The organism is Methylotenera sp., from assembly GCF_036401095.1.
In the GTDB taxonomy this organism is placed as follows: domain Bacteria; phylum Pseudomonadota; class Gammaproteobacteria; order Burkholderiales; family Methylophilaceae; genus Methylotenera.
Genome location: NZ_DASWWA010000003.1, coordinates 72,452 through 88,879, shown reverse-complemented (window position 1 = coordinate 88,879; position 16,428 = coordinate 72,452). Strand labels below are relative to the sequence as shown.

Here is a 16,428-nt window from a genome sequence, read left to right as displayed (position 1 = left end):
AAAGAAAGACATCTATGCAGCTTACTAACCTAGCGATTAATCTTGCTGAAAATGGAAAGTTTCCAGATTATTTAATCCGATATGGCATTAGACATCTTTCAAAACAACGCTTAGCTGAAATTAAAGCTAGTGACTGTGAGAAGTCTACTGAGTTACAAACTAAGTTTATCGAAGCAATGAATGCAGCTCCTGCTGCACTTGTGCCAGAGCTTGCTAATGCACAGCACTATGAAGTGCCAGCGGAGTTTTTCTCGCTGTGCCTAGGTACACACAAAAAATACAGCAGCTGTTTTTGGCTGCCAGAAACAAAAAATCTGGATGAAGCAGAAGCCAATGCTTTAGATTTAACTTGCACTCACGCAGACTTAAAAAATGGGCAAGCGATACTAGAATTAGGCTGCGGTTGGGGCTCGCTCACTTTGTGGATGGCAGCGCGTTATCCTGACAGTAAAGTGACAGCGGTATCCAACTCAAACTCTCAGCGCGAATATATTACCGCACGTGCGAAAGAAAGAGGACTGAACAATATTCGTGTCATTACTTGTGATATGAATCGTTTTGACCCATCAGATTACGTTAATGAGCAGTTTCATCCTGCAGCTGGGTTTGACCGCGTGGTTTCAGTAGAGATGTTTGAGCATATGCGTAACCATAAACTGCTATACAAGAAAATTCATGACTGGCTCATCCCCGGCGGTAAGTTCTTTATGCATATTTTTGTACATAGAAGCACCCCCTACTTATTTGAAGTTCAGAGCGATGATGACTGGATGAGCCAATTCTTCTTCTCTGGCGGCATGATGCCTAGCGACGACCTGCCACTCAACTTTCAATCAGACCTTAAATTAGTGAATCGCTGGCGTTGGGATGGCACACATTATGAAAAAACCGCCAATGCCTGGCTGCAGAACATGGATAAGCATCATGAAGAAATGACTGCTATTCTGGGTAAAACCTACGGTTTAGAACAGATAGAACAATGGCGTAACCGTTGGCGTATCTTTTTCATGGCTTGTGCTGAGTTGTTTGGGTATAAAAATGGCCAAGAGTGGTGGGTTTCACATTACCTGTTTAAACGCCAATCTTGATACCCCAATAAATAAGCTATGCTACTGCTCAATTTTGCTCTGTTTCAGGTTTCATGGTTTGCCTGTGTGATGGGTGCGGCTAACTCACAGCCATGGTTAGGCGTAATCGTCACTACAATGGTATTGGCTTGGCACTTATATCAAACAAATCAAGCACATCGTGAATTGAAAGTCCTGGTGAGCACAATGCTGATTGGCGCTTTGTTAGATCAAACACTGTTGTCATTAAATCTGATTGATTATCAGCATCATGGCTGGAGCATATCTATTGTACCTGTATGGATTCTAGCGTTATGGTTAGCGTTTGCCACCACGCTCAATATGAGCCTGGCGTGGATGCATAAACGTTATTGGATAAGCTTTATTTTTGGCATGATAGGTGGCCCATTAGCTTACCTAGCTGCCGAAAAACTCGGTGCAGTTGTCGTAGCGGGTCAGCTTGCTTATGTTGCACTCGCCGTAGGCTGGGCAATCCTTACGCCCTTATTACTTTTGATTGCTCGTCATATAAATAGCGTAGAGAGTGTGTGACATGCCAGTTTTAGACCTTTACCTAAACGGAGTTTACGTAATGCTGGCATTTGCTCTAGTGGGCTGGATACTGAGTGTGTTCAGGCAAAACGTTACACACGTAGATAGTATGTGGAGCTTATTTTTCTTACTGGCAAGTTTCGCGTATGTTGATTCTTTTAGCGCTATCCATGCAAGAGGCCTAATCGCGCTATCTTTACTAACAATCTGGTCTTTACGTTTATCTATTTACTTAACACATCGCAACTGGGGTCCGCATGAAGACCATCGCTATGTCGCGATACGCAAAAACAATGCACCACACTTTAAGTGGTCCAGCCTATACATCGTATTTGGCTTACAAGCCTTATTAGCCTGGATAATTTCATTACCAATATTAGGCAGCATCAACACTACCTCACCTTTAAACATCATTGATATCTTCGGTATATTGCTGACTCTATTTGGCATAACATGGGAATCAATAGCAGACTGGCAACTGACCAAATTTAAGCGCGTTAACGCTAATCGACATAAAGTTCTAAATACCGGAGTTTGGCGTTATTCGCGCCACCCTAACTACTTTGGTGAGTGCTGTGTATGGTGGGGATTTTTCTTAATCGCACTGGCAGGCGGCGCTTGGTGGTCATTGCCTTCAGTCATATTAATGACATTGTTACTACTCAAAGTAAGCGGCGTTGCGCTGTTAGAAAAAGATATTGCTGAGCGTCGCCCAGAGTATTTGCACTATATTAAAACCACTAACGCGTTTATACCCGGCAAACCTAAACGTTAATATTAAACCCTGAGCACATATCTCTATGAAACTGCCCCGCCTGTTCAGCAATGTGCTGTTTACTCTGTTGCTAGGATTAGCATCTGGTAATGCCTATACAAAAGAGTGGGCGTTTGATGTGTACTTGGATAAAACTAAAATCGGCGAACATACATTCACCTTGAATGAAAACGACACGCTAATTAGCCGAGCTAAATTTAATGTCAAGTTACTGTTTATCAACGCTTATCAATACGACCACCAAGCAACAGAAAACTGGGATAAAAACTGCCTTAAAAGCTTAGCCTCAGAAACATTAGAAAACAAGACAAAAACCATTGTGAAAGGTCAGCGCCAAGCAGACAATTTTGAGGTGAGAAACGGCAATGAAGTACAAAATCTGCCGGCTTGTACCATGACGTTTGCCTATTGGAACCAAAAAATATTGGAGCAATCCAAATTGCTGAATCCGCAAAATGCTGAATTTTTAGACACCACAATCAAGCAGTTAGGCAAAGTCATGCTAGAGGTAAAAGGTAAGGCGATAGAGACGCTGCACTACAAGCTTGATGCAAGTTTGCAGGGGAAACAAAAATTAAACATTGAGCTATGGTACTCAGCAGACAAGCAAGAATGGGTTGGATTAAAGTCCATCACCCCTGAGGGCTATCATATTTATTACAAATTAAAATGATTAACCACATGATGAATATCACTAAAAGGCTTATATTGATGACTTTACTAGCAACGCTAATACCTGCATGCGCCAGCAAACAAGTGGCGAACATTCAGACTGTACCGCATGTAGATTTGCCTAAGTTCATGGGTGATTGGTATGTGATTGCTGCTATTCCAACTGCCATTGAAACTGAGTCTTACAATGCGATTGAAAACTATAGCCTCAAAGATGATGGCACTATCGCCACCACCTTTACCTTTAATAAGGGTAGTTTGAACGGCCCTAAAAAAAGATATGAACCGCATGGTTTTGTCGTAAAAAACTCTGGCAATGCAACATGGGGCATGCAGTTTATATGGCCAATTAAGGCGGAGTACCTTATTGCTTACCTTGACGAAAATTACACACAAACCGTGATTGCCCGCAATGCCAGAGATTACGTATGGATTATGGCAAGGTCTCCCAAAATTAGTGAGGATGACTACAAAAAGCTGACGACACTTGTTAAGAGTTTAGGTTATGACACAAGTAAACTGCGCGATGTACCTCATCATCAATAAGCGCATTTAAACACTCACAGCAAACTATCATCAAAAAAGTTTACGAGAACTCAATAAACATTATGTTTAATAAATTGCTTTCATGGTTTGATAATCATGCCGTCAACCTTAATTCCAGTGCTGTTATTTCAGAAAATCAATGGCATAGCATCGATTGGCTACGCGTTGTGCCGTTTACCTTGATACATATCGCCTGTTTTGCTGTAATTTTCGTAGGGTTTAGCTGGTTTGCATTGGCATTTGCTATTGCACTTTATTTGATAAGAATGTTCGCGATTACCGCGTTTTATCATCGCTACTTTTCACACAGGGCATTTCGTACCAGTCGCGCTTTTCAATTTATATTAGCCTTAATTGGTGCCACAGCAGTGCAACGTGGCCCAATCTGGTGGGCATCTCATCACCGTCACCATCATTTATACTCTGATGAAACCGAAGACGCACACTCCCCTGTTCAGCATGGTTTTTTATGGAGCCACTTTGGATGGTTTCTATCATCTAAACACTTTACCGGGCATACAGAGAATATTAAGGAGCTCTCTAAATTTGCTGAGCTCCGTTTTTTAGATCGTTTTGATGCCATCGTTCCCATATTGTTAGCCATCAGCATTTATGTGCTAGGCGATTGGCTAGGTGACCATTACCCAGCGCTCAACACAAACGGAATGCAGTTACTTGTTTGGGGATTTGCAATTTCCACTGTAGTGCTTTATCACGCAACATTTACGGTCAACTCACTCGCCCATGTGTGGGGTCAGCGTCGCTATGCCACTACAGATCAAAGTCGAAATAACTTTTGGATCGCTTTAGCAACACTAGGCGAAGGCTGGCATAACAATCATCACCATTATCCCGGCTCTGCCAAACAAGGTTTTTACTGGTGGGAGGTCGATTTAACTTATTACGGGTTAAAGTTGCTGGAAATGTGTGGGCTCATTTGGGATTTACGTACAGTACCAGTATCAATTAGGGAGTCCCGTAAAATCAAACCTGAATCCAGCAAACTAAACCTAAGCTAGATAAATACGATGAGTCAGATGATGCATATAGTGGTTGGGTGATATGTCAACGTAGTAAACATGGTATTTTTTGTTTTAATACATTTGAAAGAGTTCAGTTTGAAAATTGCGATTATTGGAAGTGGGATTGCGGGTAATACCATAGCGCATCATCTGCATGCAACACACGACATCACCGTATTTGAGGCTGAAAGCCATATTGGCGGCCACACCCACACACACCAAATACAACATGAGGGTAAAACATTTAATGTAGACACCGGTTTTATTGTATTTAATGACCGCACTTATCCAAACTTTATCAAGCTGTTGAACGAGCTCAAAGTGGCATGGCAACCTAGTAGCATGAGCTTTAGTGTGCGATGCGAAAAAACAGGTTTAGAGTACAACGGTACTAGCCTAAATAGCCTATTTGCACAAAGACTTAATCTATTTAAGCCTTCATTCCATCGCATGATTCGAGATATTTTGCGTTTTAATCAAGCATCACTAGCGCTACTTGAAGATGGCAATGAAATAAAGCTTGGAGATTACTTAAGGCAAGGCAACTACAGCCAACAATTTATAAACCATTACATCGTGCCAATGGGCGCTGCGATTTGGTCAACCGATGCTGAGCAGATGCTTGCATTTCCTGCCAGATTCTTTGTAAGGTTTTTTCACCATCACGGTATGTTATCCGTCAATGACAGGCCCGAATGGCGCACGATTAAAGGTGGCTCGGCCAGCTACGTACAGGCACTCACAGCACCTTTCAAACATAAGGTGAGAATAAACACCCCTATTGAAAGCGTGCGTCGTCTGAAGCAGTCTGTTCGCATCAAACCTATGAATGGCGATGAGGAAAAGTTTGATTTTGTATTTTTCGCATGTCACAGTGACCAAGCGCTTCATTTATTAAAAGACAAAACAGAAGCTGAGGCTGAAGTTCTTGGTGCAATTCCGTATCAAGAAAACACAATTTTCTTACACCATGACAGCAAGCTCTTACCTAAGAAAAAGTTAGCTTGGGCTGCATGGAACTACCATGTCACGACTCCACCTGCTAACAAGGTTGCCGTGACCTATAACATGAACATCTTGCAAAACCTGAAATCAACAGAACCGTTGTTGGTGACACTTAACCATACGCACGACATTAATCCTGACAAAGTAATTAAGCGTCTTAGCTATATGCACCCTCTTTACACTTTAGCTGGTACTGCCGCCCAAGCAAGACACCACGAAATCAGCGGCGTTAATCGCACGGCTTACGCTGGCGCTTACTGGCGTAACGGTTTTCATGAAGACGGCGTAGTAAGTGCTTTAGCAGCACTTAAACATTTTGAGCAGTACTTAAATGCATCAAAATAAATTATCTAGTAGCGCGATATATCAGGGCTGGGTATCTCACCAGCGAATAGAGCCGCAGCCACACCAGTTTAGCTATCAAGTATTCATGATGTACTTAAATTTGGATGAATTGCCTACGCTGTTTCATTCCAACCTTTTTTGGTCTTATGCTTCTAGAAATATTGCATGGTTTAGACGTGCCGACTATTTTGGCGATTGCAAAAAAGCGCTAAAAGATGAAATTAGCCAATTGATTGAGCAGTCTACGGGTCAAAAACCACGCGGCCCGATCTGCATGCTCACCAATATGCGTTACTTTGGTTATTGCTTTAACCCAGTAACCTTTTATTACTGTTTTGAAGAAGATGGCAAAACTTTACAGGCTATGGTCAGCCACATTACCAACACCCCTTGGAATGAAACCTTTGCTTACGTGCATGATTTTTCCAAAAACGTATCTATCGGCTCTACTAATCATGATGCCAACGCTGTTTTTAGCTTTAGCAAACAATTTCATGTATCTCCGTTTATGCCAATGAATATTGACTATGAATGGGCATTTCAATTGGGAGCGCAGAAACTGCATACCCACATGAAAAACATGCAAGATAGCCGTGAAATCTTTAATGCAACACTTACATTGAAGCGCAGTGAAATTAATAACGCCTCGCTCTATGCAGCGTTGCTGAAATACCCCTTTATGACGCTTAAAGTCATGCTCGCGATTTACTGGAATGCCTTAAAACTCTGGTTTAAAAAAGTACCGTTTCACTCACACCCTACCTCTACAACCAAGCCCTGATTGACATATCGCCATTATGATGACACCTACTGCAGCACAAGAGCAATTAACTCGTAACCTACGCAAAAAGAATCGTGCCAAATGGGTTGAGGATTTGGCAAAACATAAAATTCTGGCACGATTAAACCATCTGCATACTGGCCAGCTAACCTTGATAGACGGCGATGACAAGCACGTCTTTGGTCAGCCATCATCTGAGCTTAATGCAGTGATTCATATTCATGACAGCCGCTTTTATGGGGAAATTGCATTTGGCGGCAGTATTGGGGCTGGCGAAGCTTATATGCTAGGTTATTGGACTACAGACCACCTCACTGCATTAATCAGGATGATGTGTATCAACCAATCTGTGATGGACGCACTAGAGGGTGGCTATCAATGGCTCACCAAACCAATTCTGAAAGTATTACATTGGCTAAATAGCAACACCACTGAGGGAAGCCGTAAAAATATTGCAGCCCATTACGACTTGGGTAACCCGCTGTTCCAGCTTTTTTTGGATCCAACACTAATGTACTCCAGCGCAATATTTAATTCTGAAACAAAAACGCTGCAAGAAGCTTCCGAGCTAAAGCTAAAAGTAATATGCGAGAAACTCGATTTAAAGCCAACAGACAAAGTAGTGGAAATTGGCACCGGCTGGGGTGGTTTTGCAATTTATGCGGCTAAAAATTATGGTTGTCACGTAACCACCACCACTATTTCCAAGCAGCAATATGCATTAGCAAAACAACTGGTAGAAACCGCCGGTCTCAGCGATAAAGTCACATTATTGCTTGAGGATTATCGTCATTTAGATGGTCAGTTTGATAAATTGGTCTCGATTGAAATGGTAGAAGCAGTAGGACACCAGTTTTATGATACTTATTTTGCAAAACTAGGCACATTACTCAAGCCGGATGGGCTGGCATTGATTCAAGCTATCACGATTACAGACCAGCGTTATGAGTCTGCTAAATCTTCGGTGGACTTCATTCAACGCTACATTTTCCCTGGGTCTTGTATTCCGTCCAATACTGCAATGCTCAACAGCATTACACGGATGAGCGATATGCGACTGATTGATCTAGAAGATATTGGTATTCACTACGCAACTACCCTGAGGATGTGGCGTGAAAACTTTTTTAATCACCTCCAACAAGTACGCGCATTGGGCTACTCGGATGAGTTTATAAAAATGTGGGAGTTCTACCTATGCTATTGTGAAGGTGGCTTTATAGAGCGAGCGCTAGGTGATGTTCACTTACTGTTAGCAAAACCAAACAATAGAAGAGGTGCACTCAGAACTGGCAATGCGTCTTAATGCTAAATTCAATAAGATTTAAGTTATTGATGAGCTGATACAGGGTGTTATCGTTTAAAATCGTTTCGGTTTAGCCTAGAACTTTACCAGCCTCGATCTTATTTGATAATGAAATCATGTTAGAGCGCAACAACACAATATTGCCAGATGAAACAAACGCCAACGCCAGAAAGTTGGCATGGCGAGATGGCTTACCCTACTGCGTAGAGTTTCAAGATGTTTACTTCTCCACTGACAATGGTTTACTAGAAACCGAATATGTATTTTTGCAAGGCAATGATTTACCAGCGCGTTGGCAACACCCTGGCTTATCAAACTTCACCATTATTGAAACTGGGTTTGGCACAGGGCTAAATTTCTTATGCGCGGCTAAACTATGGCTAGAACATGCACCAGAACATGCGGTATTGCATTTTGTTAGTGTAGAAAAATATCCGCTGACATTAAATGACACCACAGCTGCATTAGCATTGTGGCCTCAACTCAATGCATTAAGCACTCCGCTATTGCATCAATACCAAGCTTTAATTAATGAGCAAACGATTAATCTTTATGACGATAGAGTTCAATTATCTGTACATATTGGGGATGCAACAGAACAATTAGCACGTATCACCAGCATGGCAGACGCATGGTTCTTAGATGGATTTTCCCCCGCCAAAAATCCAGAAATGTGGCATGCCGGATTATTTTGCGAGATGGCAAAACATGCCCAAGCATCAACCACCTTTGCCACATTTACGAGCGCAGGTGATGTGAGACGGGGTTTAATCGCAGCAGGCTTCAAAGTCAACAAGCGTCCCGGTTTTGGTAAAAAACGTGAAATGCTGTGTGGAGAATTTATAGGCTTTGACAATGGTTAACACGGCAATTGTCATCGGAGCAGGTATTGCTGGCTGCACTAGCGCTTACGCATTGGCAAAACGCGGGGTTAAAGTCACACTGATAGAGCGCAACGCAGAAATTGCCAATGAGGCATCGGGCAATCCGCTCGCGATGTTGTACCCACGCTTGAGCGGCGATGATTTAAGCAGCCAATTTGCACTAGCTAGTTATGTATTTAGTTTAGAGTTTTATCAATCGCTACAACTCGCCCCGGCTGATTACTCTGCTTGTGGCATGCTGCAACTGGGCTTTAATGCTAGAGAGCTCGCCCGCATTCAAAAGGTTGCGGCGCAGAATCACCCTGCCGGCATAGTAAGCTATGTAGCGCAGCATGAAGCAAGCACGATTGCCGGCATCACAATTGACCATGATGCCTTGTACTTCCCAACAGCAGGCTGGGTGCACCCGCAACACCTATGTAAGCATTTAACACAGCACCCCAATATTAGCGTGCTAAAAACGCAGCAAGTGACCAGATTCAGCAAAGAAACTCATGGCTTCGAGGTTTACAATCATGAACAATTACTTGCAACGGCACAGGTACTGATTATTGCTAACGCTAACGATGCGCAGCAGCTATTACCTCACCTGCCACTGCAAACCAAGGCCGTGCGTGGTCAAGTCAGCGTAGTGGACTCAACAGCGATCAGCCGTAACGTTAAAACCATACTTTGTAGCGATGGCTACCTGAGTCCGCATGCTGTTTCACAACAAGCACATTGTTTAGGGGCTTCATTTGCCAACATAGATACGCCATCTATAGCCGCAATCGATTTAACCCCTACGCAGCAAGACCATGCGGACAACCTCAGTAAACTAAACAATATCTCCACAGCGCTACACCAAGACTTACAATCCAATATCATAGGCGGACGTGTATCTTACCGCTGCACCACCAGTGATTACTGGCCATTGGTGGGTGAGCTTGTTAATAGCGCTGCACTAAAAGCAAAACCGGTAAGGCCCAGTGCAGCGTCAACCACACTGCCGTGGATATCCGGCTTATATATCAATGCCGCACATGGCAGCAAAGGCTTCACCAGTGCACCACTATGTGCAGAGATATTGGCAACCATGATTCATCATGAACAGCTGCCCTTGAGCCCTGAACTAGCATGCCTGCTTAACCCTAATCGCTTCTTATTACGTGAAATGGGTTTAAAACAATTAGCAAAAACGATAGCCTCTACCCATAAAATTTCAGGTTAAAATGAGCTTATGGCGCAATCTCAGTATTTAACAGCAGTTCAATATCATCGTGCAGGTCAGTACACAGAGGCAGAAGCGCTCTACCAACAGGTGCTCGCCGCACAACCTAAGCTAGCCGACGCACATCACATGCTTGGTCTTGTGTATTATCAAACCAATCGCAATGCGCTTGCAGTGATGCAACTTGAGCAAGCCTTAGCCATTAATCCCAAAGAAGTCGATTACTTAAATCATTACGGATTAGCACTACGCGCTGCTGGCAACATAGAGGCTAGCATCAAGAGCTTTCAACAGGCGATTTTATTGCAGCCTAAAGACTTAGACGTACAAGTTAACCTTGGCAACACGCTACTAGCCGCTAACAGATTTGAAGAGGCAGCAGGTTACTATAGGCGCGTGCTTAGAGTAAGGCCAAAAGCTGACGACATACGTGAAGCACTGTGCCACTGTTTATCATCAATGGGCAATCAAGCACATCTGCTTGGCAATTTTATTCAGGCTGAAGGCTGCTTTCAGGAAGCCTTGCAATTTAACCCACATGACGCAACGTTGCTGTACAACCTAGGCAACGCCCAGCGCGAACTAGGTAAACCGCATGAAGCGGTAAAACAGTACAAAAAGGCGATTCAGCTCAACCCTAGCGATGCAGATACGCATAACAACTTAGGCAATGTACAACGCGAATTAGGCCAGTTAGATTTGGCGGTAGCAAGTTATCAAACCGCGCTCAACCTCAACCCAAAGCTATATCACGCCAAAGTACATTTGGTGCACCAAAAGCAGCATATGTGTAATTGGGATGGCCTAGAACATGACATTGAGCAAATTCGCCACTGGGTCACACAGGAGCCCAGCGCTCAAATATCGCCTTTTGCTTTTTTAGCAATGCCTTTTACTACAGCTGAAGAGCAAAAAATTTGCGCCACTAATTGGGCCAACAATCGCTACGCACAATTGATTCAACATGGTAAACAATTGCAATTTGCACAAGCAGCCACCCCTAACAAAAAAATAAAAGTCGCTTATCTATCTGCAGACTTCAGGTTGCACCCGCTCGCTTTTCTCATCAGTGAGTTGATTGAGCTGCATGATAAAAACCGATTTGAGACTTATGCGTTTTCTTATGGGGTTAATGACAAAACCAGTGCCAGAGCCAGGTTAGAAAAAGCGTTTGACCAGTTTCACGATATACGTACGCTCTCTGAAATAGACGCCGCAAAAAAAATACATAGCTGCAATATCGATATATTGGTGGATTTAACCGGCTTTACCCAAACCAGCCGCACTGGCATAGCCGCCCTACGCCCAGCCAAAATCAATGTTAGCTGGCTCGGCTTTCCCGGCACTATGGGTGAAATTCGCCATCACGATGCGCCCAGCACTCCCCTGTTCGACTATCTGTTAACAGACGCCTTTATTACGCCAGTTGACACAGCAAAGCACTACGCAGAAAAGCTAGCGCTATTACCACACAGCTACCAGCCTAATGATCGCAAACGCCCGATTGGGCAAGCGTTTAGCCGTGAGGCATACAAACTACCTGATGACGCTTTCGTATTTTGTAGTTTCAATCAGTCATTCAAAATCACACCGGATGTGTTTAGCGTTTGGATGCGCCTATTAGCCAAGCTTCCCAATAGTGTGCTTTGGTTGCTCGACTGCAATACTTGGGCCAAGCAAAATTTATGGCGTGAAGCAGAACTCAGAGGCATTACCGCTGAACGTATTATTTTTGCACCACGCGTCAACATTGCTGACCACCTTGCACGCCATGCGCATGCCGATTTATTTTTAGACACGAAGCCATATAACGCCCACACCACTTGTAGCGATGCACTGTGGATGGGCTTGCCGGTACTCACCTGCGTAGGTGATACATTTGCATCGCGCGTTGCAGGCAGCTTGTTGCAAGCTGCAGGCCTCACACAACTGATTAGCAGCTCATTAGCCGAGTATGAGGAAATTGCAATTAATCTTGCTCAAAACCAAAGTGCACTGGCGGCTATAAAACAAAAACTACAGGATGAAAACATGACATCTGCCTTATTTGATACAGTGCAATTCACCCAATCACTGGAGAAAATCTATGTAGAAATGATGGCAAACCTTAGATAGTGGCACACATCATCACGCCAAGCAGAACTGACGAGTTCAATTAAAATTATGCTAAAGTCATTCATGTGCAAATGCACTGAATTATAAAAAACAAAACACATTTAAGAATGTTCAGGACACAATCATGGCAGCAATTGACATCACCCCTGTATTAAAATTTATGCTGGACAAAGGTGGTTCAGATTTATTTTTTAGCTCAGGTACCAGTATCCACATAGAAGTTGAAGGGGAAACCACTCCCATTAACGCACAGGTGATGCAGCCTGGCATGATTAAAGAAATTGCTTACTCACTCATGAGTGCAGACCAAATCAAAGAATTTGAATCAACACTGGAATGTAACTTTGCATTGGGTAAAAAAGATATTGGTCGCTTCCGCGTTAATGTGTTCAGACAGCGCGGTGAAGTGGGTATGGTGATTCGGCATATCAAGACTGACATCCCATCATTAGAGAGCTTAGGCCTGCCGCCAGTACTTAAAGATTTAATCTCTCGCAAACGCGGGCTGATTTTGGTAGTTGGTGCGACAGGTTCTGGCAAATCAACCACGCTGGCATCTATGATTGATTATCGCAATGAAACCAGCAATGGCCATATTCTTACACTGGAAGACCCTATTGAGTTTATTCACCCGCATAAAAAGTCTGTCGTGGACCAACGTGAAATTGGTATCGACACATTGTCATTTGAGAATGGACTTAAAAATGCCATGCGCCAAGCACCTGATGTGATTCTAATTGGTGAGGTACGCGACATGGACGGCATGAAAAACGCTCTAGCCTATGCTGAAACCGGGCATTTATGTTTAGCTACACTGCATGCAAACAACGCTAACCAAGCGCTAGAACGTATTATTTCATTCTTCCCAGAAGATGGCAGAAATGGTTTGTTGCTAGGCATCTCTATGAATCTGGTAAGCATCATATCGCAGCGTTTAATCCCTGGTAAGCAAAGTAAGCGTGTGGCCGCTACAGAAGTGATGATTAACACGCCTTACATGAGCGAGCTAATCCAGAAACAAAAAATGGGAGAAATTAAAGAAATCATGGCCGAGAATACCGATATTGGCATGCATACCTTTGATCAATCTCTATTCAAGCTATATTCAAACGACAAAATAGACGAAGAAAACGCCTTGGCTTATGCTGACTCGCGCAATGACTTGTCGTTAAAAATACGCTTCTCTGCTGAGGGATCACGTAATGGCGGCAGTGGCCTAGGCATCTGACAGATAGATTATTGAGCACAAAACTACATATCGCATCCAGATGCTATTTAGCTAACACGCAATCATTAGTGAACAAACAGGACATAACGCCTACTACATGTTGAGTAAGCGTTATGTCCTGATTAGATACTAGCTACATTTACTGTTGCTTTACTGGGTCAAACGGATTGGTCAGCATTCTTAACAAGAAATCCACATCCACGCATTGAATAAACAGATTACCGTCATTGGCTTTAATAATCCATTTAATCAGGTTTCCTCTTTTGTCATTCGCTAACGGTGTCGTGCTAATTTGGTTTTCACTGAACTGCGCAACTGAATGTAGAGCGCCCACTAGCAAACCAACTTTATGCTCGCCGCACATAATGACAATTACCTGACTATTACTATCCACTACTGAAGGTACACCGCTTAGCAGATAACTAAAATCGTACACCCAAACATAATGCGAGCCCTTGGTTTCATGCTGCACCGAAACCACCCCTACTCGCTCGGAGCGGCTACCGATAGATACCGAAGAAATCTCGGATGCCGGCAATGCCTCTAAAACAATTTCAGCTTCCAACGCAAACAGTGTTTCGTCCACAAAGAAGGTAGCAAACTCAGGGTCAGATGACTGGGTAGGGGAGCTATGAATAATCGAGGCGGAGTCATTACCAGAACTGAAGTGGTTACGCACCTCACCAAATGCATCATAAACTACCGCAATCACGTCCTCTTTATAGCCATCTGAAACTTTAAACTCACGGTAACCGTTAGAGACACTGCAGCCAAGAATACAATAATGCCCATCACGGATCACAATACGGGACGCGCTTTTCCCATTAGACATACTCAGTAAATCTGGGTCAATATCTAAGGTGGAACCCACTGGTCGACTAGGGTCGGTGCTAGAAATAATCTTAGCTTGCCTATCAATATAAAAAGCCTTAATAGACTCGCTCTCGGCAATACCACCTAGCAACATGGCATTAAATTCAGGCGTGGCATCAAACACAATACCAATCCCGCCCACTACGTCCGTGCCATCAGGCGCCATAATTGCAGCATGATAGATATAGGTAGGCTTATCACTGTAAAGTGAACTCGCCTCAAAAGGTGAAACATAGTATTGCTGCTCATTATATAAAGACAGCACACCATCTAAGGTAGCATCGTCCACAGTGGTGCCGATGATAGAGCCTTTTTCATCGATGGGGTTGGTACTGGCGATAATAACGCCTTGTTTATCGTAAACAAAAATACGTGTGTATACGGTATAGAGTTGATTAATATAGTTCAGTATCTCTGTAATACGCGACACACTTGCTGCATCCACACGCCCGGAAGCCAGCGCCACCCTCAGCTCCGGCGTCACTGCCCACCAGCGGCAATCGTCAGAACGCTCATATAAGTTACGGTCTAATAAATCCACCAGCAAATGTGATAAAAACTCAGAATCCTGCAATCTAGAAGCAAGCACCGTCTCGTAGAGATCATTGATAGATTGTGCAAATAGCTCATTACTGCGCGTCCCGGTCTCACTAATCTGGTCCAAGATGGTTTTCAGTTTAAACAGTTCACCAGTCTGACCTACCGTCATGACTTGCCCATTCCATACCACCCTGCGTATGGTGGAGGCAGCCGTCATCACCTCGTAAAGCGGTGGGCAGAAAGACTGCGCATGCGAGAGCAAACCTCTGGCAACTTTGGCATCCAGAGATTTTAATGCGCTAGTCTCCTGGCCAGTAAATGCAATATCCACAGGCGTCATCACCTGCCCTTGCCATCCCTTCGGCCCCATATAACCTTGATAACCATTAGCTTTAAAGGTAGCAACCAGATACTCACGCCCACCATAAATCATTAAGCTTGATTTAGCATCATGATTCACTGGCACCACTGCGCCCACTGGCACCCAGCGGGCATCGCTGGTTTCTATCACATGCTGATTTTGATCTAGCAGCAACATTACTGAACGCATGCTGGGGTCGCGATGAGAGTGGAAAATCCCGGCCATTTCTTCCACAAAATTAAAACACAAACATAAAATACCAATCACCGCACCCGTTTCAGGATGCAGCATGCGCTTAGAGTAAATCAGCGCTTTATCCTTATTAGGGCGCAAATCAGTATGACGATAAGTTTCTACATAATCTTCTGAATGCAGTGTTTCATAGATCAACGGATCTAAACTGCCCTCAATCGGTGTTTCCTGGTTAATCTGCACCAAAACGTTACCAGAAACATCAAGCAAGATAATTTCGTCATACACCGTATATTTGCTTCTATAAGCGCGCAAACGTAAACGTATATCATCCACGCTACCGCTAAGCCCTGCCACAAAACTACATAACTCACGATCTGTGGCTAAAAACCCAACATCTGCTGTACGTTCATAAAGGTTACGCACCAAGATATCAATCACATACTTAGCCTTAGTGCCTATCTCGTTAAACACAGTGGCTACCTTTTCCTGGACTAAGCTTAGGACAAGTTCTTTCTCCAGACGGTTAAACCCGGCACGAGTAGCTGCCATCGTTGGCAGTATGCTCTTTGCCTCGACTGGGCAGTTCATTTTTGCGGATGACTCAATAATTCTCCACATTAAATTTAACTCATGTAACGACTGCTCACAACGCACCACGTCGCGCATAAATGGCAGGTAATTATCGATTTGAAACGAAGAAATCTGATTCATTATTTACTCACATCATTATGATATTTATTTTATGCACCGTTGCATGTTTACCAATGAAGCAAAATACAAGCCAACCGGCAATATCCATCCATCTGGGTTGAATATGTATAGAAATACTAACTACTTACTACATTGACGACTAAACTCAAGATGGTGCAAAACGTGATGTCACGCACTTTATCGGTGCAACAAATTGGTGCATGAAATTAAGCATCAGTTATCACTCTCAAAAGTCTCCTGTCA

At 43.5% G+C, this 16,428-nt stretch carries 14 protein-coding genes; 13 read left to right on the top strand and 1 reads right to left on the bottom strand.

Going from position 1 to position 16,428, the window contains the following annotated elements; all coding sequences use genetic code 11:
- The first annotated feature begins 14 nt into the window (after nt 1-14).
- From VGD82_RS02235 to VGD82_RS02175, 13 genes are all read left to right on the top strand, one after another.
- Nucleotides 15-1,088 (top strand): cyclopropane-fatty-acyl-phospholipid synthase family protein, encoded by a 1,074-nt coding sequence (locus VGD82_RS02235; RefSeq protein ID WP_331018839.1) that lies wholly within the window; start codon nt 15-17, stop codon nt 1,086-1,088.
- 18 nt (nt 1,089-1,106) lie between these two features.
- Entirely contained in the window at nt 1,107-1,619 is a 513-nt protein-coding gene (locus VGD82_RS02230; protein WP_331018838.1) for a DUF2878 domain-containing protein, read from the top strand.
- Between the two features lies 1 nt (nt 1,620).
- Nucleotides 1,621-2,394, top strand: coding sequence for a DUF1295 domain-containing protein (locus tag VGD82_RS02225; RefSeq protein ID WP_331018837.1), 774 nt, complete (start codon nt 1,621-1,623; stop codon nt 2,392-2,394).
- Nucleotides 2,395-2,419: 25 nt separating this feature from the next.
- Nucleotides 2,420-3,067: a DUF6134 family protein gene (locus VGD82_RS02220; RefSeq protein WP_331018836.1), complete on the top strand. Its 648-nt coding sequence runs from the start codon at nt 2,420-2,422 to the stop codon at nt 3,065-3,067.
- A 38-nt stretch (nt 3,068-3,105) separates the two neighbouring features.
- Complete coding sequence (locus VGD82_RS02215; RefSeq protein ID WP_331018835.1) at nt 3,106-3,612, top strand: lipocalin family protein; 507 nt, start codon at nt 3,106-3,108, stop codon at nt 3,610-3,612.
- Nucleotides 3,613-3,674: 62 nt separating this feature from the next.
- A complete protein-coding gene (locus tag VGD82_RS02210) occupies nt 3,675-4,631 on the top strand; it encodes an acyl-CoA desaturase (protein ID WP_331018834.1) in 957 nt (318 codons plus the stop codon).
- 99 nt (nt 4,632-4,730) lie between these two features.
- Nucleotides 4,731-5,984 (top strand): NAD(P)/FAD-dependent oxidoreductase, encoded by a 1,254-nt coding sequence (locus VGD82_RS02205; protein WP_331018833.1) that lies wholly within the window; start codon nt 4,731-4,733, stop codon nt 5,982-5,984.
- Nucleotides 5,971-6,765, top strand: coding sequence for a DUF1365 domain-containing protein (locus tag VGD82_RS02200; protein ID WP_331018832.1), 795 nt, complete (start codon nt 5,971-5,973; stop codon nt 6,763-6,765). Before VGD82_RS02205 ends, VGD82_RS02200 begins: the two co-directional genes overlap by 14 nt.
- A 16-nt stretch (nt 6,766-6,781) precedes the next feature.
- Nucleotides 6,782-8,068, top strand: a complete 1,287-nt coding sequence (locus VGD82_RS02195) for a cyclopropane-fatty-acyl-phospholipid synthase family protein (RefSeq protein WP_331018831.1) — start codon at nt 6,782-6,784, stop codon at nt 8,066-8,068.
- A gap of 116 nt (nt 8,069-8,184) precedes the next feature.
- Nucleotides 8,185-8,931, top strand: a complete 747-nt coding sequence (mnmD, locus tag VGD82_RS02190; RefSeq protein ID WP_331018830.1) for a tRNA (5-methylaminomethyl-2-thiouridine)(34)-methyltransferase MnmD — start codon at nt 8,185-8,187, stop codon at nt 8,929-8,931.
- Nucleotides 8,924-10,162 carry an FAD-dependent 5-carboxymethylaminomethyl-2-thiouridine(34) oxidoreductase MnmC gene (mnmC, locus tag VGD82_RS02185; RefSeq protein WP_331018829.1) on the top strand — a complete coding sequence of 413 codons (1,239 nt, stop codon included), beginning with the start codon at nt 8,924-8,926 and terminating at the stop codon, nt 10,160-10,162. Before mnmD ends, mnmC begins: the two co-directional genes overlap by 8 nt.
- A 9-nt stretch (nt 10,163-10,171) precedes the next feature.
- Nucleotides 10,172-12,277 carry a tetratricopeptide repeat protein gene (locus VGD82_RS02180; RefSeq protein WP_331018828.1) on the top strand — a complete coding sequence of 702 codons (2,106 nt, stop codon included), beginning with the start codon at nt 10,172-10,174 and terminating at the stop codon, nt 12,275-12,277.
- A gap of 124 nt (nt 12,278-12,401) precedes the next feature.
- Complete coding sequence (locus VGD82_RS02175) at nt 12,402-13,505, top strand: PilT/PilU family type 4a pilus ATPase (RefSeq protein ID WP_331018827.1); 1,104 nt, start codon at nt 12,402-12,404, stop codon at nt 13,503-13,505.
- A gap of 139 nt (nt 13,506-13,644) precedes the next feature.
- Here the strand turns inward: VGD82_RS02175 and VGD82_RS02170 are convergent, their stop codons facing one another.
- A complete protein-coding gene (locus VGD82_RS02170) occupies nt 13,645-16,185 on the bottom strand; it encodes a chemotaxis protein CheW (protein WP_331018826.1) in 2,541 nt (846 codons plus the stop codon).
- Between the last annotated feature and the right edge of the window lie 243 nt (nt 16,186-16,428).

Bases quoted from the DNA above. Each gene is read 5' to 3' on its own strand.
- VGD82_RS02180 (WP_331018828.1), top strand. From the start codon at position 10,172: ATGGCGCAATCTCAGTATTTAACAGCAGTTCAATATCATCGTGCAGGT.
- VGD82_RS02230 (WP_331018838.1), top strand. From the start codon at position 1,107: ATGCTACTGCTCAATTTTGCTCTGTTTCAGGTTTCATGGTTTGCCTGT.
- VGD82_RS02225 (WP_331018837.1), top strand. From the start codon at position 1,621: ATGCCAGTTTTAGACCTTTACCTAAACGGAGTTTACGTAATGCTGGCA.
- VGD82_RS02200 (WP_331018832.1), top strand. From the start codon at position 5,971: ATGCATCAAAATAAATTATCTAGTAGCGCGATATATCAGGGCTGGGTA.
- VGD82_RS02195 (WP_331018831.1), top strand. From the start codon at position 6,782: ATGATGACACCTACTGCAGCACAAGAGCAATTAACTCGTAACCTACGC.
- mnmC (WP_331018829.1), top strand. From the start codon at position 8,924: ATGGTTAACACGGCAATTGTCATCGGAGCAGGTATTGCTGGCTGCACT.
- VGD82_RS02210 (WP_331018834.1), top strand. From the start codon at position 3,675: ATGTTTAATAAATTGCTTTCATGGTTTGATAATCATGCCGTCAACCTT.
- VGD82_RS02170 (WP_331018826.1), bottom strand. From the start codon at position 16,185: ATGAATCAGATTTCTTCGTTTCAAATCGATAATTACCTGCCATTTATG.
- VGD82_RS02235 (WP_331018839.1), top strand. From the start codon at position 15: ATGCAGCTTACTAACCTAGCGATTAATCTTGCTGAAAATGGAAAGTTT.
- VGD82_RS02220 (WP_331018836.1), top strand. From the start codon at position 2,420: ATGAAACTGCCCCGCCTGTTCAGCAATGTGCTGTTTACTCTGTTGCTA.
- VGD82_RS02215 (WP_331018835.1), top strand. From the start codon at position 3,106: ATGACTTTACTAGCAACGCTAATACCTGCATGCGCCAGCAAACAAGTG.
- VGD82_RS02175 (WP_331018827.1), top strand. From the start codon at position 12,402: ATGGCAGCAATTGACATCACCCCTGTATTAAAATTTATGCTGGACAAA.
- mnmD (WP_331018830.1), top strand. From the start codon at position 8,185: ATGTTAGAGCGCAACAACACAATATTGCCAGATGAAACAAACGCCAAC.